Source organism: Achromobacter sp. 1011791174, assembly GCF_059760925.1.
The window spans coordinates 1-18980 of record NZ_JCBANH010000117.1; the positions used below are offsets into that span (position 1 = coordinate 1).

An 18980-nucleotide genomic window follows, 5' to 3' on the forward strand; every position below is an offset into this window, starting at 1 on the left:
GCCCCTGTCCCGCCCGCTTCACTTGCCCTGGCCCACCTTGCCAGCGCCCGTCTTGCGCAGCGGCGCCAGCAGGGAAGCCAGCCCGTTATGGTCCAGCTCGTGCATCAGCGCCAGCAGCCGGCCCAGCTCGCCGGGCGGAAAGCCCTTGCGCGCGAACCAGGCCAGGTACGGCCCGGGCAGGTCGGCGATCAGCCGGCCCTGGTACTTGCCGAAAGGCATGGTCCGCGTGACCAGCAGCGACAGCAGCTCCGGATCCATCAGGCCCCACCCCCGGCCGGGAAATCGATGGCGGCGGCCGGCAGCGCCTGGATCCGCACGCCGAAACTGCTGATCGCCGGCAGCGTGGCATTGTGGTGCTCGCGGATGCGGGCGCCGGGAGCATGCGGCTTGTCGTGGGTGGTGTGGGCGTCGGCCGCCAGCGTCACGGGAAAGCCCAGCCCGGCCGCGCGGCGCACGGTGGTGTCCACGCAGAACTCGGTGGCATAGCCGCAGATCACCAGGCGCGACGCGCCAGCCGCCTCCAGCTCGTCGGACAGGGTGGTGCGCAGGAACGAGTCGGGCGTGGTCTTGCGCACGCGCCGGTCGCCGGGCGCCGGCGTGAGCCGTAAATCCAGGTCCACGCCAGGCTGGCCGGCGGCCATCGCCCCGTCGCGGGTTTCGTGCTGGACGTAGATGACCGGCGCGCCGGCGGCGCGGGCGCGGTCGGCCAGCGCATTGATGCGTTCGAGCACAGCGTCGGCATCGGCCGGCGGCGGCGAGGTCTCGAACAGGGCGCGTTGCACGTCGATCACGATCAGGGCGGCAGACACGGCGGCTCCATGGGCGATAAAAAGGAAGGGGCTAGTCTACCTTGCGCCGACGCATCGGCAGGCCGGCGACGGCGATGCGCCGATGGTGCCGGCGGCGCGATACGCCAACGCCATCAGCCCTGCCAGCCCCGCCAGCCCCATCAGCCACAATCAGCCGCGCCGCCCGCCGGCGGCCAGGTGCGCGCGTAGATCCAGAAGTGGCGCGATGCGCCGGCGACCTCGCGATAGGCGTGCAACAGCCCCTCGCGCTGGAAGCCGCAGCGTCCCAGCACCCGCAGCGAAGCCTGGTTGGTGTCGAGCACCGTGGCCTGGATGCGGGCGTAGCCCAGGTCCCGCAGGGCCCACTCGGCCAGCTTGCGGCAGGCCTCGCTGGCGACGCCCCTGCCCCAATACGTCGGCGCCAGGTCGTAGGCGATCTCGGCGCGCCGGTGCGGGATGGAGATTTCGTTCAGGCCGATCGTGCCGACCAGCCTGTCGTCCGGCCCGGCGATCGCCAGCCGCATGCTGTTGGAACGCGCCGGCTCGGCATAGGCGCGGATCAGCGCCGACAGAGTGGCCGGGCCATCGAGCCGCCAGCTGGTGTGGCGCGTCACTTCCTCCAGGCGCATGTAGTCGTGCCAATCATCGGCATCGGCCTCGCGCATGGCGCGCAGGCGCAGCCCGGGCAGGTCCAGCGCGGGCAGGTTCAGGTCGTATCGTTCAGGGGGATAGGGGCGCATCGGGTTCGGCGGACTGGCGCGGCGCCAGGGCCGCGACATGGCGCAGCTTATCAGGGTTGCGCACCATGTAGACCGCCACGATCCGGCCATCCTGGATGTCCAGCGATATCGAGCGCGGCAGGCCGTCGGCCTCGGTGCCCAGCACGGCGGGCATGCCGTTCAGGCGCACCACGGCCGCGCCCAGCAGCTTGCCGCCCGGCTTGCCCGCGATGCCGGCGAAGAAGCGCGCCACCTTGTCGCCGCCCATGACCGGTCGCAGCGTGGCGGCCTTCTTGCCGCCGCCGTCCGAGTGCAGCACGGCGTCGTCGGCCAGCAATTGCCGCAGGGCGCCCAGGTCGCCTTCGCGCGACGCCTGCAGGAAGGCCTCGGCGATGCGCAGGCCGTCCTGCTCGGTGGCCGCGAAGCGCGGCCGCGCCTCGCGCACGCGCTCGCGCGCCCGCAACGCCAGCTGTCGGCAGGACGCCTCGTTGCGTCCCAGCGTCCGTGCGACCTCCGAGTAAGGCTGGTCGAAGACATCGTGCAACAGGAAGGCGGCGCGTTCGGGCGCCGACAGCCGCTCCAGCGCCAGCATCAGCGCCACCGACAGATCATGCGCCAGCGCGCCCTCGCCCAGCCCGCCGTACAGGCCGGCGTCGGGCAGCGGCTCGGGCAGCCACGGGCCGACGTATTCCTCGCGGCGCGCGCGGGCCGATTTGATGTAGTCCAGGCACAGGCGGGTCACGGTGCGCGACAGGTAGGCGCGCGGCGCGTCGACCTGCGCTCGGTCGACATCGCGCCAGCGCAGCCAGGCTTCCTGCACCATGTCCTCCGCCTCGGACCATGAGCCCAGCATGCGGTAGGCCAGTCCCTGCAAAACACGGCGATGGGGCTCGAAATCGGCGACGGCGTCGCCTGCGGTCAGTGCGCTCATGCTGGGCGTCGGCCTTCAGTCTTTGGGATGCACGGAACGGAAACCGACGGCGATGCGGTTCCAGCCGTTGATCATGTTGATGACCAGCGTCAGGTTAACCCGCTCCTCTTCGCTGAAGTGGCGGGCCAGTTCGTCGTAGTCGGCGTCGGGCGCGCCGGTGTCCGCCAGCCGGGTCAGCGATTCGGTCCAGGCCAGGGCGGCGCGCTCGCGGCCGGAATAAAGCGACGACTCGCGCCAGGCCGGCAGCAGGTAGATGCGCATCTCGGTCTCGCCCAGCTTGCGGGCGTCGCTGCAGTGCATGTGGATGCAATAGGCGCAGCCATTGATCTGGGAGGAACGGATCTTGACCAGCTCGATCAGGCTCTTTTCCAGGCCGCAATGCTCGGCGGCCTCGGTCAGGGCCAGCATGGCCTTCACGGCCTTGGGCGCGGCGGTATAGGGATTCAGGCGGGCGATGCTCATGATGGTCTCTCTCTGCTCATGCGGTTGGAAAAGGGATCGGGCGTCCATTGCGAAGCGCCGTCGTGCATAAGACGAGACAGCCGGCGGCCGCGTGACAACCGGCCGCCGGAAAATTGTAAAAATTATCGCCGCGACGGCCCCGCCCCGCCGCCGCCATGGACGCCCGCGATACCCGGCCCTAGCCTTCCTCGACGATGCGCGGCTCGCACAGCACCGGGAAATTCACCGAATTGGCGATGTAGCAGAAGTGATGCGCGCGCTCGTGCAACGCGGCGGCCAGCGCCGTGTCCGCCCCCGGCGCCACGCCGACGACGGGACGCAGCACCACCCGCGTGAACGCCCCGCCGCGCTCGGGATCCTCGGCCATCAGGCCCTCGGCCTCGTCGCGGTACGACAGCACGCGCACGCCCTCGACGGCGCACAAGTGCAGATACCAGAGCTTGTGGCAGGCCGACAACGACCCGACCAGCAGGTCTTCCGGATTCCAGCGCGTCCGGTCGCCGCGAAACGCGGGGTCCGATGCGCCGGGGATGTCGGGCTTGCCCTCGGCCTGGATCAGGTGGTTGCGCGAATAAGACTTGTAGTCGGACGTGCCGGAGCCGGTGTTGCCGGTCCATTCCACGCGGACGAGGTAGCGGTGTTCGCCGTTCATTGCGATGATGCGCCTGTCGGATGAAGGGCAGGACAGCGTAATGCACGCCTCCGTGCGCCGTCTCGCGTCTTACATCCGGTTTCAGCGGCCCGCGGCTTCCATCCGTATCGTGGGCCGGTTTTGCCAAACAGGAGCTCGCCATGATGATCAAGACCACCCTGACCTGCGCCCTGACGCTAGCCTTCCTGACCGCCTGCGCTCCGTCGCGCAACGCCGCCCCCGTGGACAGCCACACGGCGCGCGACTCGCTGGACTGGGCCGGCAGCTACGAAGGCGTGCTGCCCTGCGCCGACTGCCCGGGCATCCGCACGCGCGTGACCCTGTCCGACAACGGTCGCTACGAAAAGCAGACCCAGTACCTGGACCGCCAGCCCCAGCCCGAAGTCGTGGCCGGCACCTTTTCGTGGGAATCCGACGGCAGCACCATCCGCCTGGACGCCTCCGGCGACAGCCAGCGCTACTTCGTCGGCGAAAACCAGCTGACCCAGCTATACCGTGACGGCACCCGCCCCACCGGCCCGCTGGCGCCCCACTACGTACTACCCCGCATGAGATAGCCGCCCCAAAGCGCCCGCGTGCTCCTCAGGAGTGCATGCCTGCGGGCCGCAAGAATGAGCCCGCCCCGCAAGACGCTGCCCCAAAGCGGGATGCCACGGATCCGGCTCCGCCGGTCCGTAGGCATGCCCCTGGGGGAAGCGCGCAGCGCTTCGGGGGGGCCTCATTCAGTGGCTGATCATCCAGGGGCGGGAGCCGGCGAAAGATTTGGCGCCGTCCGCCGCCACCCGGGTCTTGCCGGACTTGCGTCCGCCCGAGCAGCAGCCGCAGTTCATGCCGTGGCCGGCGCGCGAGCTGCGCGGCTCGTTGGCGCTGCGCTCGTTCGCCGCGCGCGCCCGGTTCACCGCCGACGACAGCGCCGAGATGGCCGGCGCGCCGCCCACGATGCGTTCCGAGGACGCGCCGCATTGCGGGCAGTCGGCGGGATCGCGCCACTGCGCCAGCGGCCGCAGCGCCGAGAACTCGCCGCAGCCGCCGCAGGCATAGTCATAGATGGGCATGATGCGGGCTCCTAGCGATCGCGCGACAGCGGCATGTCGACGCCACCCTTGATGTGCTTCACCGGCCCCGAGGCCGAGGGCTGGATGTCGAAATCGAATATCTCGGTCGGCAGCCACAGCGTGGCGCAGGAGTTGGGAATGTCCACCACCCCGCTGATATGGCCCTGCACCGGCGCGCACCCCAGGATGGAATAGGCCTGGGCGCCGGAATAGCCGAACTTCTTCAGGTATTCGATGGCGTTCAGGCAGGCCTGGCGATAAGCCACGTTCACGTCCAGGTAGTGCTGCTTGCCCTGCTCGTCGACCGAGATGCCTTCGAAGATCAGGTAATCCTTGTAGGTCGGCGTGATCGGGCTGGGCTTGAAAATGGGATTGCGGATGGCGTACTTGTCCATGCCGCCCTTGATCAGCGACACGCGCATGTGGACCCAGCCGGCCATCTCGATGGCGCCGCAGAAGGTGATTTCGCCGTCGCCCTGCGAGAAGTGCAGGTCGCCCACCGACAGGCCGCCGCCCTTGACGTAGACCGGGAAGAACACGCGCGCGCCGCGCGAGAGGTCCTTGATATCGCAGTTGCCGCCGTGCTCGCGCGGCGGCACCGTGCGCGCGCCCTCGGCCGCCGCGCGATCGCGGTCGGCGCCCTGCAACGCGCCCATGTGCGCGGTCTTGGGCGCGGGCGGGTTGGCCAGCGGCGGCACGCGGTTCGGATTGGTGTCGATCAGCGCCTGTTCGCGCTTGTTCCAGTCGTCCAGCAGCTTCTGGTCGGGCAGGCAGCCGATCAGGCCGGGATGGATCAGGCCGGCGAAATTCACGCCCGGAACGTGGCGCGAGGACGTGAACATGCCGTGGAAATCCCAGATGGATTTCTGCGCGTGCGGAAAATGATCGGTCAGGAAGCCGCCGCCATTGTTGCGGCTGAAGAAGCCGTTGAAGCCCCACAGGCTGTCGGGCTTGGCGCCGATGTCCAGCAGGTCCACCACCAGCAGGTCGCCGGGTTCGGCGCCCTCCACGCCCACCGGCCCGGACAGGAAGTGCACGGTGGACAGGTCCACGTCGCGCACGTCGTCGGCGCTGTCGTCGTTCTTGATCGCGCCGCCGGTCCAGTCATAGGTTTCCAGGACGAAGTCGTCGCCGGGCTTGACCCAGACCGCCATCGGAATATCCGGATGCCAGCGGTTGTGGATCTGCTTGTTCTCGTAGGGGGATTGGGCCAGGTCGACCTTGATGAGCGTGTCGGTCATTCTCTTTCATCTCCAGCGTGGGCGTTGATAAAACAGAACTGTCTGTCCAGGATCATCCAGCCGGACGGCGCGGGCGCGCCGCGCGGATCCTTGACATGTAAAGCAAGGTAGACCAGTTTCGGGTGGAGGTAAACCGTGTTCGGGCCGATTTCGATCAGGGGATTCCTGGGGTTGCCTATATCGCCTGCTTGCCCACCGCAGGCAATGCGAAAAACCAGCGTGTCAAGGGATTCCCACCTATCAAGAATGAGGATGGAGCCATGTCCTTCGAGGCGGCAAGATGTAGCCGGATGACTACAAAGTTTCTTGCACCTTCGTAGCCATATGGCTACACTTCTTTTCGTAGCCTCATGGCTACAAGAATCACGGACCAGGAAACGCACATGACAGTCATCGACTATCAAAAGGCGAGGCCAGGAACCCGTGAAAGAACTCCGCAGCACCCAAGCCTATGATGACTTCGAAGCCCGCCTGAAGGACAAGGTCGGCAAGGCGCGAATACAAGCACGCATACAGCGACTGGCCCTCGGAAACCCAGGCAGATGCCGGCATCTGGAAAAGGGAGTCTCTGAATTGAAAATTGATTTCGGTCCCGGCTATCGGGTGTATTTCACCGAACGCATCGCGGGAACCATCGTCATCCTGCTTGCAGGAGGAGATAAATCGACCCAGGACGCCGATATCAGGATGGCGCTACGCCTGGTCGACGAACTGGACTGGAATTTCTGAAAACCAGACGGCTGCCGTCAACGCCGTTGAAGCTGCCAGCATCGCCCCCCTTCTACTGTCGCTCCACAGGGAGCCCCCATGCGCAAACTGACGACACGGAAATACGACATCGCGGAGCGCCTGAAAACGCCCGAGGAAATGGCGCTCTACCTGGACGCATGCATCGCCGAAGGCGATGCGGCGCTGATTGCCAAGGCGCTCGGCGATATCGCGCGCGCCAAGGGCATGACCCAGGTCGCGCGGGACACCGGGCTGTCACGCGAGAGCCTGTATAAAGCGCTGTCCGGGGAGCGCGCCCCCGACTTCAGCACCATTCTCAAGGTCTTGCGCGCGCTTGGCCTGCGCCTGCATGCCACCCTTGCCTGAGCGCTGCATGGCAGCCCAGTTATGATGCAGTCCCCGAACCCGGCGCGCCCTATCCTGTTGCGCCCTTCCGCCTGCCCATGACCGCATCCCGCCTCCTGTCCGCCGCCCTGCTGCTCGCCGCCTTCTCCAGCTCGGCTGCCGCCGAAGACTGCGTCGCGGCCTTCGATTCCGCGCAGTCGGACTACCGGCGCGCCCAGTCGGCGCAGGACGCGCTGGAAGCGACGCGCGGCGGCAAGCTCGACGGCACGCTGTGCCAGGGGCGGCTGGACCTGCTGGACCTGCGCTTCGAACTGGCCGACCGCTACGAAGTCTGCGCGCGCGATGGCGGAACCTTTCCCGCCGACACGGCCGGCGCGATGGATCGGGAAGCCGGCATGCTGGCTTCGCAGAAATCCGACTGGATCAAGGTCTGCGGCCCGCTCATGAAGTAGCCGGCGCAGGCCGCGCCGCGACCGCGACGGGCACGGACCGCCGCAGTCGATATGCGACAATGGCTGCTCACTTCACCGCCGGGAGCGCCCCCGCCATGAACCTCTAAGCCTTCCTCCGATCCGTCCTTGCCGCCGGCAGCCCGCCGCGTCCGCAAGGCCCGTTCATCGTCAGGAGCGCTTCATGGCCCACGCACCCCACGCGCCCGCGCCGGCGCGGCCCCTTTCCTCTGCCCTGCAATCCCGCGCGCCGCTCGCGGCGACTTTCCATATCAGCCTGCGCCACGTCAGCCATGCGCTGCCCGACGGCCGCATGCTGCTGGAAGACGCCAGCCACGATTTCACCACCGCGCGCCACGGCCTGGTCGGCCGCAACGGCGCAGGCAAGACGCTGCTGCTGCGACTGCTGCTCGGCGAACTGCCTGCGCAATCCGGCCGCATCGAGCGTCGCGGACGCATCGCCGCCGTGCCGCAGTCCCTGCCCGCCGGCCCGGGCGTCACGCTGGCGGATGTGGCGGGCACGACGCCCGCGCTGCGCGCCCTGGCGCGCATCGAGGCCGGCACCGGCAGCCAGGCCGACTTCGACCTGATGGATGGCCGCTGGCGCGTCCGCGAGGAATGGCCGCGCATGCTGGCGGACGCCGGCCTGCCGGCCTGGCCGCCGGAACGGCCGGCAAGCGCCGTCAGCGGCGGCGAGCTGACCCGCGTGGCGCTGGCCGGCGCGCTGGCGCAGGGCGCCGACGGACTGCTGCTGGACGAGCCCACCAATCACCTGGACGCCCGCGCCCGGGGCTGGCTGATGGACAGGCTGACCACCTGGCGCGGCGGCCTGATCGTCGCCAGCCATGACCGGACCCTGCTGGACACGATGTCGGACATCGTGGCGCTGGAACGCGGCGCGCTGGCCGGCCACGCCGGCAACTACAGCGCCTATCGCAGGCACCATGAACAGCAGGCCGCCTCGGCCGATGCCGCGCTGGCCCACGCCCGCGCAGAACGCGATGCCGGCCTGCGGGCACTGCGCCAGCGCCACGACGCCGAGCAGCGACGCGGCGCGCGCAATGCGCGGCAGGCGCGCGACGCCAATCAGGCGCCCATCCTGCTGGGCATGAAGAAGGCCAGCGCCGAACGGCACACCGGCCGCGAGCGGCTGCGCATGCAGGCCGCCGCCCAGGCGCTGGACGCCGCCGTGCGGCAGGCGAGCGCCGCTGTCGCGCCCGCCGCCGCCATCGCGCTCGCCCTGCCCGAGACCGCCGTGCCGGCCGGCCGCCGCGTGCTGCATGTGGAGGCGGCGACCCCGCCCTGGCCCGCCGACGCGCCGGCCCTGTCACTGTCCCTGTCCGGCCCCATCAGGCTGGCGCTGCAAGGCCCCAATGGCTGCGGCAAGAGCACGCTGCTGGCCATGCTGGCCGGCGAACTCGCGCCCCTCGGCGGACGCTGCGAGGTCGGCGTGCCGACGGCCATCCTGGACCAGCGTGCCTCGGCGCTGGGCGATGCCGAGACGCTGCTGCAAGCGCTGGACCGGCTCGGTGCGCGGTTGCCCCAGGGCGAATTGCGCAGCCGGCTTGCCCTGCTGGGCCTGGGCCCCGCCCAGGTGGATGCGCCAGCGGCCCGGCTCAGCGGCGGCGAAAGGATCAAGGCGGCGCTGGCCTGCGCGCTGTGGCGGCGGGAGCCGGCGCAATTCCTGCTGCTGGACGAACCCACCAATCATCTGGACCTGGCGTCGGTGCAGGCGCTGGAGGAGGCGCTGTCCGGCTATCCCGGCGCGCTGGCGGTGGCCTCGCACGACGCGGCCTTCCTGGCGGCGCTGCGGCCCACGCATCGGCTCGCCTGGGAAAACGGGAGATGGACGGACGCAACGGCGGCGCCGGCATGACCCAAGCCGGCACGGCGCCGGCCTGACGCCGGGTAATCCCGAATGCCCTGACAGCAACGAATCGTTAATAATTCGCTAACGTTTTGTCATCGATCCCTTGCTGTCCGCCGTACCCCATGCCTGCTTCCCGCCGGGACGCCATCGTTTCCTCCTCCCATCTCGCTTCTTCCTCCCCCGAGCTGTCCGAGGTGGAGTTCGGCCTGATCATCGCCTCGCACGCCTTCAACCGCTGGATGGTGCGTTGCATGGCCTGCGCCGGCCTGCCCGAGCTGACCTCGCTGGACATCCTGGTCCTGAACCACGTGTTCCATCGCGGCCGCGGCAAGAAGCTGGCCGACATCTGCTTCACGCTCAATGTCGAAGACACGCACCTGGTGAACTACTCGCTCAAGAAGCTCGAGCGGCTGGGCGTGGTGCGCGGCGTCAAGACCGGCAAGGAAGTGATTTATTCCACCACCGACGAAGGCGCCGCGGCGATCCGGCGCTATGCCGAGGTGCGCGAGCAATGCCTGGTCAAGCCCTACATCGATTCGCCCGCCGCGGACGAGGCCAGCCATCAGCTGGCCAACACCCTGCGCGCGCTTTCCGGCCTGTACGACCAGGCCGCGCGCGCCGCCACCTCGCTGTGAGATTCCACGTTGTCTAGCTCCACTGCCTCCCCTGCCGCCCCGCTGCTGTCCGTGCGCGGCGTATCGGTCGACTTCAATACCGACAACGGCGTGTTCCGCGCGGTCGAGAACCTGGACTTCGACGTGCGTCCCGGCAAGACGCTGGCCATCGTCGGCGAGTCCGGCTCGGGCAAGTCGGTCACGTCCATGGCCATCATGCGGCTGACCGACTACACCAACGGCCGCATCGCCTCGGGCCAGATCCTGTTCCGCGACAGCGCCGGCCAGGAGATCGACCTGGCGCGGGCGTCCGAGGAGCGCATGCGCGCGATTCGCGGCAACGACATCGCCATGATCTTCCAGGAGCCGATGACCTCGCTGAACCCGGTGTTCACGGTCGGCGACCAGATCATCGAGGCCATCATGCTGCACCAGCAGCTTTCGCGCGGCGCCGCCCGCAAGGCCGCGCGCGCGCTGCTGGAAAAAGTACGCCTGCCCGACGCCGAGGCATTGCTGGACCGCTATCCGCACCAGCTGTCCGGCGGCATGCGTCAGCGCGTGATGATCGCCATGGCCCTGTCCTGCCAGCCGCGCCTGTTGATCGCCGACGAGCCGACCACCGCGCTGGACGTCACCATCCAGGCGCAGATCCTGAACACCGTGCGCGCCCTGCAGCGCGACCTGGGCACCGCCGTGATCTTCATCACCCACGACATGGGCGTGGTGGCCGAGATGGCCGACGACGTGGTGGTGATGCTGCGCGGCAAGAAGGTCGAACAGGGCACGGTGGAAGAGATCTTCCGCGCGCCCAAGCACCCCTATACCCGCGCCCTGCTGGCCGCCGTGCCGCGCCTGGGCAGCCTGACCGGCCGCGACCTGCCGCTGCGCACGCCGCAGACCGTGCTGGAGGACGGCGAGCTGCGCGAAGTGGGCGAGACCCGCGACCAGGACACCGCCCGCTACGACGAGCCGGTGCTGCGCGTGGAAAAGCTGACCACGCGCTTTGACGTGGGCCACAACCTGTTCGGCCGCGTCACGCACCGCGTGCACGCCGTCGAGGAAGTCAGCTTCGACGTCTATCCGGGCGAGACGCTGGCTCTGGTGGGCGAATCGGGCAGCGGCAAGTCCACCATCGGCAAGACCCTGCAGCAGCTGATCGCGCCCACCGGCGGCGCGGTGCGCTACAACGGCCAGGACATCTTCTCGATGGACAGCGCCGGCCGCCAGCGGCTGCGCCAGGAGATCCAGTACATCTTCCAGGATCCCTACGCCTCGCTGGACCCGCGCAAGACCGTGGCCTTCAGCATCGCCGAACCGATCCGCACGCACGGCCTGCTGTCGGACGAGGCCGCCATCGCGCGCCGCGTCGGCGAGCTGCTGGAACAGGTGGGCCTGAAGCCCGAGCACGCCGCCCGCTATCCGCATGAATTCTCGGGCGGCCAGCGCCAGCGCGTGTGCATCGCGCGCGCGCTGGCCAGCAACCCCAAGCTCATCATCGCCGACGAATCGGTGTCGGCGCTGGACGTGTCGATCCAGGCGCAGATCCTGAACCTGCTGATGGACCTGCAGAAGGATCGTGGCCTGTCCTACCTGTTCATCACCCACGACATGGCGGTGGTGGAGAAGGTCAGCCACCGCGTGGCGGTGCTGTACCTGGGCCAGATCGTGGAACTGGGCACGCGCCGCCAGATCTTCGAATCGCCGCAGCACGCCTACACCCGCAAGCTGCTGGCCGCCGTGCCGGTGGCCGAGCCGGGCCGCCACATCGACACCTCGCTGATCGAAGGCGAGATCCCTAGCCCGGTGCGCCGCGTCGGCGACGAGCCGGCCATCATTCCCCTGGCCGAGTTCGCGCCCGGCCACCTGGTCGCCCGCGCGGCCTGATTCCCTTACGTCAGCACATTCCCCGTCCCTGGAGGCGACCATGCATTTCCTCAGCAAGACCTTCTCCGCCACCGCGCTGGCCCTGGCCCTGGGCGCCGCCCTGCCCGCCGCGCACGCCGCCGGCACGCTCAACGTGGCCATCAACCAGGATCCGGGCAGCTGGGACCCTATCGACACCTTCGTGACCTTCTGGGGCTCGGTGGGCAGCAACCTGTACGACGGCCTGACCATGCGCGGCGCCGACCTGAAGCTGCAACCCGGCCTGGCCACCAAGTGGGAATACCTGGACGACAACAAGCGCCTGCGCTTCACGCTGCGCCAGGGCGTCAAGTTCCATAACGGCGAGCCCTTCAACGCCGATGCCGTCAAGTTCACCTTCGACCGCCTGCTGGGCGCGGAAGGCGCCAAGGGTCCGCAGAAGTCCAACTACGACTCGATCGGCGAGGTGAAGGTCGTGGACGAGAACACCGTCGACTTCATCCTCAAGCAGCCGGACCCGGTGCTGCTGACCAAGCTGGCCGGCTACGGCGCCATGATCGTGCCGCCCAAGTACATCCAGGAAAAGGGCGAGGACAACTTCAACACCCACCCGGTCGGCACCGGCCCGTTCAAGTTCGAGAGCTACCAGCCCAAGGTCAACGTGACCCTGGCGCGCAACGACGAATACTGGGGCGGCAAGCCCAAGCTGGACAAGGTGGTCTACCGTTTCATCGGCGAGCCCGGCACCCAGGTCGCCGAGCTGCAGGCCGGCCGCGTCGACATCGCCACGCTGATCCCGCTGGGCCTGATCGAGACCGTGAAGAAGTCCGGCAACGCCGACGTCATCTCGACCGGCGGCCCGGTGGCTTTCGCCCTGCGCTACAACACCAAGACCGGCATCACCAGCAACCGCGACGTGCGCCGCGCGCTGATCATGGCCGTGGACCGCGACGCCATCGTCAAGCAGCTGCTGCTGGGCCAGGCCAAGACCATCGCCAGCTTCCAGGGACCGCAGTCGTTCGGCTACAACCCCGAGCAGAAGCCCCTGCCCTTCAATCCCGCCGAAGCCAAGAAGCTGCTGGCCGCCGCCGGCGTGAAGCCGGGCGCCACGGTGCAGATCGACGTGCGCGGCAGCGACTCGAACTTCCGTGAAGTGGCCCAGGCCGTGTCCGGCTACCTGCAGGCCGTGGGCGTGCGAGCCACCATCAAGCCGTATGAGACCGGCGTGCTGCTCAACGACATCATCCCCGGCGGCAAGACCGGCGAAATGTGGCAGAACCAGTGGGGCGGCTGGACCTATGACTACGACAACACGGCCTACCTGATGTATCACACGGGCCAGAAGTGGAACCCGTACGACAACGACGCCAAGCTCAACGCCATGCTGGAAGCGCAGCGCACCGTCTACGACGTGAAGAAGCGCGAAGCCATGCTGCAGGAAATCGCCGGCTACGTGGCCGACCAGGCCCTGGAGCTGCCGCTGTACAGCCTGAACACCATCGTCGGCGTGAACAAGCGCGTCAAGGACCTGGAAGTGCCCGGCGACATCCGCTTCCGCTTCCTGAACACCTCGGTTGACTGAGCGCCGCCCTGGCGCTGACTTGAAGCATTAACCCCACCGACCCGCCCCGGCGCAAGCCGGGGCGGCGCCTTATGACCGGATTTCTCATCAAACGCGTGCTGCAGGCGGTCTTCGTGATCGTGGCCGTCACGCTGCTCGTTTCCTATGCCGTGCGCCTGACCGGCGACCCCGCGCTGATGCTCAGCCAGGGCTCGGGCAGCGTCACCGAGCAGGACCTGGCCAACATCCGCCAGGCGCTGGGCCTGAACCGCCCGTTCCACGAACAGTACCTGTCCTACATGCAGGGCCTGCTGCACGGCGACTTCGGCCGCAGCTTCATGGGCGGCCCCCCGGTCGCCAAGCTGATCGGCGACGCGCTGCCCGCCACGCTGATGCTGGCCTTCAGCTCGCTGATCGCCTCGATCCTGATCTCGCTGCCGCTGGGCATCCAGGCCGCCATCAAGCGCGGCAAGCCCACCGACCAGGCCATCCGCATCCTGTCGCTGGTGGGACTGTCGTTCCCCAACTTCTGGCTGGCGCTGATGCTGGTGCTGCTGCTGTCCATCACCTTCCCGCTGCTGCCGCCCTCGGGCTGGAGCGGCCCGGCCAGCCTGGTGCTGCCGTCGCTGACCATGGCCATTATCCTCAGCGCCACCAACATCCGCCTAGTGCGCACCACCATGCTGGAAACGCTGTCGGCGCAGTACATCATGGTCGCGCGCAGCAAGGGCCTGAAGGAACGCGTGGTGCTGTACAAGCACGCGCTGCGCAACTGCGCGATTCCGCTCATCACCTACCTGGGCCTGCAGTTCGGCGGCCTGATCGGCGGCATCGTGGTCATCGAGATGGTGTTCAACTGGCCCGGCCTGGGCACGCTGGCGTTCGACGCCATCTCCGGCCGCGACTACCCCGTGCTGCAGGGCACGGTCACGGTGCTGGCCGCCGTCATCGTTCTGGTCAACCTGATCGTCGACATCGCCTACGGCATCGTCGATCCCCGTATCCGCACGCGCTGAGCCCCATGCAGACCACTACCACCACCGCCGCCCCCAAGGCCGCCAAGCCGCGCAGCCGCTACCGCTCGCTGGAGTTCGTGCTGGGCGCCTGCCTGACCGGCGTCATGATCCTCCTGGTGCTGGCCTCGGGCTGGCTGTTCCCCGACGGCGGCGAATCCATGGACCTGGCCGCCCGCCTGACCGCGCCCTTCGCCAGCGCGGCCCACCCCTTCGGCACCGACCCGCTGGGCCGCGACGTGCTCGCCCGCGTCATCGTCGGCGGCAAGATTTCGCTGCTGGTCGGCTTCGCCTCGGTGCTGGGCGGCGCGCTGCTGGGCATCATCATGGGCCTGATCTCCGGCTACTACCGGGGCTTCTGGGACATGATCGTGATGCGCTTCGCCGACGTGCAGCTGGCGCTGCCCTTCATCCTGGTGGCCATCACGTTCATCGCCATCCTGGGCGGCGGCCTGTTCAACGTGATCTTCTTCATGATCATCTCGCAATGGGTGCAGTACGCGCGGCTGGTCCGCGCCCAGGTGCTGGCGCTGCGCGAACGCGAGTTCGTGCTGGCCGCGCGCGCCTTCGGCGTGCGCGACCTGGCCATGATCCGCCACCACATCGTGCCCAACCTGCTGGGCCCGCTGGTCATCCTGATGACGCTGAACGTCGCCAACAATATCCTGCTGGAAAGCAGCCTGACCTTCCTGGGCCTGGGCGTGGATCCCATGATCCCGAGCTGGGGCGGTATGCTTGCCGACGGCCGCACCTACATGCAGACCGCATGGTGGGTCAGCGTCTTCCCCGGCCTGGCCATCATGCTGACGGTGCTGGGCCTGAACCTGCTGGGCGACTGGCTGCGCGACCGCCTCGATCCCACCGGCAAGGCCTAGGCCTCCAAGGAACACACGCATGTCATTGCTGGACAAAACATTCGACCGCACGCTGGACGCCTGGACCCACGCCTACATGGCGCCGGCCTGGCGCGGCGCGCACCTCGAGGGCTGGCTGTTCGAGGACGCCCAGGCGCGCCGCGCCGCCGAGGCCCGCCTGGCCCAGGCCGGCGTGCAGGCGCGCTTTCGCAGCGCCTACAAGCCGCTGCTGCATTACTTCCTGGAAGAGGTCGAGCGCGACGGCCTGGTCGCCGCCGAGATCCGCTATCCCCTGCACGAACACGCCCAGGCCAAGCGCTTCACGCTGGAGGCCTATCCACTGGTCGCCCTGCTGGACGGCGTGCGCGTGACACTGCAGCCCGGCGCGTCCGACCTGCACTATGACGTCGACCTGCGCTACGCCGACGGCCGCGAGATCCAATCGCGCGTGTTCGCGCCCAACCAGCTCGGCCATGCGCCGGACGGCGTGGCCGAACTGTCGCCCACCGGCTGGCTGCGCGTGCGCGACGCCGCCGGCGAGACCCGCGTCGACGCCGCCCAGGCCACCGAGTATCAGTTGGCGTTCCGCGCCGCCGTCGACGCGGTGCGCAACCATGCCTGGGGCGCCCACGAACCCTACTTCGAGCGCCTGGAGATCCGCGTCGACCTGCCAGGCATCGACTTCGCGCTGCCGGTCGACGAGGAAATCGTCAGCACCTACGAGGCGCTGCACGAGGACCTGTACTTCTCGCTGCTGGAACACTTCCAGCAGCATTCCGGCCGCCCGCCCGGCGACCGCGGCCTGCAGCCCGGTCAGATCATTCCCGACGTGCGCCGCCACGACGGCGCCGCGCGCGTGCGCATCTCGGTCGAAGCCTTCACGCCCATATCGGCGGTCGCGCCCGCCCTGCCCGGCTTCCCGCTGGCGCAGGCGCGCGAGCCGCTATCGGCGGCGCAGATCGCCGGCTGCATGGCGGCCCTGGGCGGCGACACGTTCCAGGCCACCTCGCGCCAGGGCCGGCCGGTGCTGGGCACCTACCTGCGCGGCCCCGGTCCCGCCGTCTTCATTTCCGGCGCCCAGCACGCCAACGAAACCTCCGGCGTGGTCGGCGCGCTGCGCGCGGCGCAGGCGCTGGCCGCCAGCGGCAAGGGCCACTTCGCGCTGATCGCCGCCGAGAATCCGGACGGCTACGCCCTCTTCGCGCGCCTGCGCGAGCAGCATCCGCGCCACATGCTGCACGCCTCGCGCTACAGCGCGCTGGGCGACGACATCGCCTACCGCGAGCGCGCGCCGTTCTTCGAGCGCGACGGCCGCCACCAGGCGCACGCCATCAGCGGGGCCCAGCTGCACATCAACCTGCACGGCTATCCCGCCCATGAATGGACGCGCCCCTTGTCAGGCTACCTGCCGCGCCATTTCGAGCTGTGGACCATCCCGAAAGGCTTCTTCCTGGTGCTGCGCCACCACCCCGGCTGGGGCGAACGCGCGCGCCGGCTGATCGAGGGCGTCACGGCCCGGCTGGCCCGCAACGTGCCCGGGCTGGTGGAATTCAATGCCCGGCAGCTGGAACTGTTCCGCGCGCATGCGCTCGAAACCGGATTCGCGGTGATGAACGGCATCCCGGTGCAGGTCACGGAAACGGACCGCGAGGAATTGCCCATGGCGCTCATCTCCGAGTTTCCGGATGAAACCGTCTACGGCGACCGCTATGTTTTCGCGCATACTGTCCAGATGGAAACCGTGCTGGCGGCAACCGACATCTATCGTTCAGGGCTTTAGCGACACGCGACACGGCGCCGACCGGCCGGCGCCCGACATACAGAATCAATAAGAAAATGAACATCCGAGAACGCAACCACGGCGACGATCTGGCCCTGGTGGACATCTGGCTCAGGTCCGTCCGCGCCACCCATGCCTTCCTGACCGAAAAGGACATCCAGGCGCTGTACCCGCAGGTGCTCAACGTGCGCCTGCCCGCCGTGCGGGTCTGGGTCTGCGAGGACGAGGCCGGCGAGATCGCCGGCTTCATCGGCCTGAAGGGCAACAAGGTGGACATGCTGTTCGTGGACGCCAGCAAGCGCGGCAAGGGCGCGGGACGGCGCCTGCTGAATTTCGCGCTCTCGCTGCACGGCTCGCTGCAAGTCGACGTGAACGAGCAGAATCCGCAAGCCATCGGCTTCTACCGGCACTACGGCTTCGTCGACGTCGGCCGCTCGGAACACGACGAGGCCGGCCAGCCCTTCCCCATCATCCACATGAAACTGGCGGGCTGAACCCCGCCGGCGGTCTTGCGCCAAGACGCGCCGCTCCCTCGCGGCCCGATCAGGCTGTGCTGCCGGGCGGATGCGCCCGCAAGCCTGCGCGGGACCACACGCTAGGCCTCGGGATGACGCGCCTTCCAGGCCTTCAGCTCGTCGCGATAGCGGTCCATCGCCTCGTTGTAGAGGTCGTACACACAGGGTATGCAGCCGCTGTTGCAGCATTCCTCGGGCGCGGGCGCCTCGGGAGGAACGGGCGGCGGGTCCTGGTCGATCGGGGGTACGGCGCGGATGTTCATGACGGAATGTTAGCGCTCCGGCGCGGCGCCGCCAGGCTTGCCGCCCAGGTCCGCGCCGGTTGAGACAGACTCGCCCTCCTGCCATTGCCCCCGACCCAGTTCATAGCGCAGCTTGGGTTCACCCGTGACGGAAGACGCCTGGCCCGCGCAGCGCAAGCCGGCCTTCTCCAGCACACGGCGCGAGGCGCCGTTCGACGCCAGCACGGTCGCCGTCATGCTGGACAGTTCCAGCAAGCCGAATCCCATGGCCACGAGCGCGCGGGCGATCTCTCCGGCATAGCCCAGGCCCCAGGCCGAAGGCACGAAGGCGTAGGCGATCTCCGCCACGGACGCGCCATCACGGGCCCCGGCCTCGGACGCGACACGCTTGAGTCCGGCGCGGCCAATCAGCGCGCCGCTGCCGCGCTCATTCAGCACATACATGCCGAAACCATGCCGGGACCAATGCTCGGTGTTCTGCAACAGATAACGCCGGCTGGCCGCCGTATCGCGCGTGCCGCCCATGGTGGCCATCAACGCCGCGTCGGCGTGCATGGCGGCCACGAAAGCACCGTGCGTCCCGGTCATGCGCGTGGCGCGCAGGCGCTCGGTGACGAAGGCGTCGGGCAACCCCGTCCGCGTTGCGCCCTCAGCCATGTCCTGCGCCTTCATGACCACCTCAGCCCCAGCATGCTCCAGCGCACGTCGCCGCGATCCAGCATGTCCCCGCGCGTGCCCAGATGATGGCTGGACAGCCCGTGGCGCGCGGCCAGCGCGATGGTTTCGGCGGCCGACACGTCGAACATGCGACGGCCCGGCGGCACCGGGCCGTGGCGCAGCGTCATCAGGATCTGGCCGCCCGGCGCCAGCAGCCCGGCCAGGCTGGCCATGCCTGCGACGCGCTCGTCCTCGTCCAGATGCATCCAGACCGCCGTCAGCATGATCAGGTCATAACGCTCGCCACGCGCCCGCAGGCCGTCCAGGCCGGGCAAGGCATCATCGCTCCACGCCAGTCCCGGCACGTCATGGCGGCGCTGGCCTTCGGCGCGCAGCTCGGCGGTGGGTTCAACCGCGATCACCTGGTGGCCCATGCGCGCCAGCGCCGCGGCGTCCCGGCCCGAGCCGGCGCCGATGTCCGCGATGCGGGCCGGCGCCGGCGGGATCAGATGGGCCACTTCGGCATGCACGTCGGCAAAGCTGATGCTCTCGTAGCGCTCGGCCAGGGCCATGGCGTGCTCGCCATAACCCTGGGTGCCCGACACCCGGGTCATTGCTGGCCGGGCTGGCTCGGCGGGGG

The 18980-nt window shown here is 68.8% G+C and carries 23 protein-coding genes; 12 read left to right on the top strand and 11 right to left on the bottom strand.

Annotated elements, in window-relative coordinates; genetic code table 11:
* Window positions 1-18 precede the first annotated feature (18 nt).
* From AC6LJ5_RS26950 to AC6LJ5_RS26975, 6 genes are all read right to left on the bottom strand, one after another.
* Entirely contained in the window at window positions 19-258 is a 240-nt protein-coding gene (locus tag AC6LJ5_RS26950) for a DUF3820 family protein (RefSeq protein WP_103273801.1), read from the bottom strand.
* Window positions 258-809 (bottom strand): cysteine hydrolase family protein, encoded by a 552-nt coding sequence (locus tag AC6LJ5_RS26955; RefSeq protein ID WP_103273800.1) that lies wholly within the window; start codon window positions 807-809, stop codon window positions 258-260. Before AC6LJ5_RS26955 ends, AC6LJ5_RS26950 begins: the two co-directional genes overlap by 1 nt.
* A 140-nt stretch (window positions 810-949) precedes the next feature.
* Window positions 950-1528 carry a GNAT family N-acetyltransferase gene (locus AC6LJ5_RS26960; protein ID WP_498142123.1) on the bottom strand — a complete coding sequence of 193 codons (579 nt, stop codon included), beginning with the start codon at window positions 1526-1528 and terminating at the stop codon, window positions 950-952.
* Window positions 1509-2438, bottom strand: a complete 930-nt coding sequence (locus tag AC6LJ5_RS26965; RefSeq protein ID WP_103273799.1) for a sigma-70 family RNA polymerase sigma factor — start codon at window positions 2436-2438, stop codon at window positions 1509-1511. The genes AC6LJ5_RS26960 and AC6LJ5_RS26965 overlap by 20 nt, the downstream gene beginning before the upstream one ends.
* Before the next feature lie 15 nt (window positions 2439-2453).
* Window positions 2454-2900, bottom strand: coding sequence for a carboxymuconolactone decarboxylase family protein (locus tag AC6LJ5_RS26970; protein WP_498142124.1), 447 nt, complete (start codon window positions 2898-2900; stop codon window positions 2454-2456).
* 178 nt (window positions 2901-3078) lie between these two features.
* Window positions 3079-3552: an OsmC family protein gene (locus AC6LJ5_RS26975; protein ID WP_498142125.1), complete on the bottom strand. Its 474-nt coding sequence runs from the start codon at window positions 3550-3552 to the stop codon at window positions 3079-3081.
* Between the two features lie 143 nt (window positions 3553-3695).
* On the opposite strand from AC6LJ5_RS26975, the gene AC6LJ5_RS26980 reads away from it, so the two are divergent.
* Window positions 3696-4109, top strand: coding sequence for a copper resistance protein NlpE (locus AC6LJ5_RS26980; RefSeq protein WP_103276417.1), 414 nt, complete (start codon window positions 3696-3698; stop codon window positions 4107-4109).
* 165 nt (window positions 4110-4274) lie between these two features.
* Here the strand turns inward: AC6LJ5_RS26980 and AC6LJ5_RS26985 are convergent, their stop codons facing one another.
* Together AC6LJ5_RS26985 and fmdA are read right to left on the bottom strand one after the other, a co-directional pair.
* The gene (locus AC6LJ5_RS26985) at window positions 4275-4607 is read right to left on the bottom strand and encodes a zinc ribbon domain-containing protein (RefSeq protein WP_103273796.1); all 333 of its coding nucleotides are present in this window, start codon (window positions 4605-4607) and stop codon (window positions 4275-4277) included.
* A gap of 11 nt (window positions 4608-4618) precedes the next feature.
* Window positions 4619-5848 carry a formamidase gene (gene fmdA, locus AC6LJ5_RS26990; RefSeq protein WP_103273795.1) on the bottom strand — a complete coding sequence of 410 codons (1230 nt, stop codon included), beginning with the start codon at window positions 5846-5848 and terminating at the stop codon, window positions 4619-4621.
* A 423-nt stretch (window positions 5849-6271) separates the two neighbouring features.
* On the opposite strand from fmdA, the gene AC6LJ5_RS26995 reads away from it, so the two are divergent.
* The 11 genes from AC6LJ5_RS26995 (at window position 6272) to AC6LJ5_RS27045 (ending at window position 17420) form a co-directional block, all read left to right on the top strand.
* Window positions 6272-6577: a type II toxin-antitoxin system RelE/ParE family toxin gene (locus AC6LJ5_RS26995; protein WP_498142126.1), complete on the top strand. Its 306-nt coding sequence runs from the start codon at window positions 6272-6274 to the stop codon at window positions 6575-6577.
* A 78-nt stretch (window positions 6578-6655) separates the two neighbouring features.
* Entirely contained in the window at window positions 6656-6943 is a 288-nt protein-coding gene (locus AC6LJ5_RS27000; protein ID WP_103273793.1) for an addiction module antidote protein, read from the top strand.
* Window positions 6944-7020: 77 nt separating this feature from the next.
* A complete protein-coding gene (locus tag AC6LJ5_RS27005) occupies window positions 7021-7374 on the top strand; it encodes a hypothetical protein (protein WP_103273792.1) in 354 nt (117 codons plus the stop codon).
* Window positions 7375-7555: 181 nt separating this feature from the next.
* Complete coding sequence (locus tag AC6LJ5_RS27010) at window positions 7556-9247, top strand: ATP-binding cassette domain-containing protein (RefSeq protein ID WP_498142127.1); 1692 nt, start codon at window positions 7556-7558, stop codon at window positions 9245-9247.
* A 116-nt stretch (window positions 9248-9363) separates the two neighbouring features.
* A complete protein-coding gene (locus AC6LJ5_RS27015) occupies window positions 9364-9876 on the top strand; it encodes a winged helix DNA-binding protein (RefSeq protein ID WP_103273790.1) in 513 nt (170 codons plus the stop codon).
* A gap of 9 nt (window positions 9877-9885) precedes the next feature.
* Window positions 9886-11739, top strand: coding sequence for an ABC transporter ATP-binding protein (locus AC6LJ5_RS27020; RefSeq protein WP_498142128.1), 1854 nt, complete (start codon window positions 9886-9888; stop codon window positions 11737-11739).
* Window positions 11740-11779: 40 nt separating this feature from the next.
* Window positions 11780-13300, top strand: a complete 1521-nt coding sequence (locus tag AC6LJ5_RS27025) for an ABC transporter substrate-binding protein (RefSeq protein WP_498142129.1) — start codon at window positions 11780-11782, stop codon at window positions 13298-13300.
* A gap of 71 nt (window positions 13301-13371) precedes the next feature.
* Window positions 13372-14295 carry an ABC transporter permease gene (locus AC6LJ5_RS27030; protein WP_498142130.1) on the top strand — a complete coding sequence of 308 codons (924 nt, stop codon included), beginning with the start codon at window positions 13372-13374 and terminating at the stop codon, window positions 14293-14295.
* 5 nt (window positions 14296-14300) lie between these two features.
* Window positions 14301-15167 (top strand): ABC transporter permease, encoded by an 867-nt coding sequence (locus AC6LJ5_RS27035; protein WP_392413032.1) that lies wholly within the window; start codon window positions 14301-14303, stop codon window positions 15165-15167.
* 19 nt (window positions 15168-15186) lie between these two features.
* Window positions 15187-16926 (top strand): M14 family metallopeptidase, encoded by a 1740-nt coding sequence (locus AC6LJ5_RS27040; protein ID WP_103273785.1) that lies wholly within the window; start codon window positions 15187-15189, stop codon window positions 16924-16926.
* A gap of 56 nt (window positions 16927-16982) precedes the next feature.
* Entirely contained in the window at window positions 16983-17420 is a 438-nt protein-coding gene (locus AC6LJ5_RS27045) for an acetyltransferase (protein ID WP_103273784.1), read from the top strand.
* Between the two features lie 101 nt (window positions 17421-17521).
* Here the strand turns inward: AC6LJ5_RS27045 and AC6LJ5_RS27050 are convergent, their stop codons facing one another.
* The 3 genes from AC6LJ5_RS27050 to AC6LJ5_RS27060 are packed head-to-tail and all read right to left on the bottom strand — an operon-like array spanning window position 17522 to window position 18954.
* Window positions 17522-17704: an oxidoreductase-like domain-containing protein gene (locus AC6LJ5_RS27050; protein WP_103273783.1), complete on the bottom strand. Its 183-nt coding sequence runs from the start codon at window positions 17702-17704 to the stop codon at window positions 17522-17524.
* Window positions 17705-17713: 9 nt separating this feature from the next.
* Complete coding sequence (locus AC6LJ5_RS27055) at window positions 17714-18340, bottom strand: GNAT family N-acetyltransferase (RefSeq protein ID WP_103276416.1); 627 nt, start codon at window positions 18338-18340, stop codon at window positions 17714-17716.
* A gap of 11 nt (window positions 18341-18351) precedes the next feature.
* Complete coding sequence (locus AC6LJ5_RS27060; RefSeq protein ID WP_103276415.1) at window positions 18352-18954, bottom strand: class I SAM-dependent methyltransferase; 603 nt, start codon at window positions 18952-18954, stop codon at window positions 18352-18354.
* Between the last annotated feature and the right edge of the window lie 26 nt (window positions 18955-18980).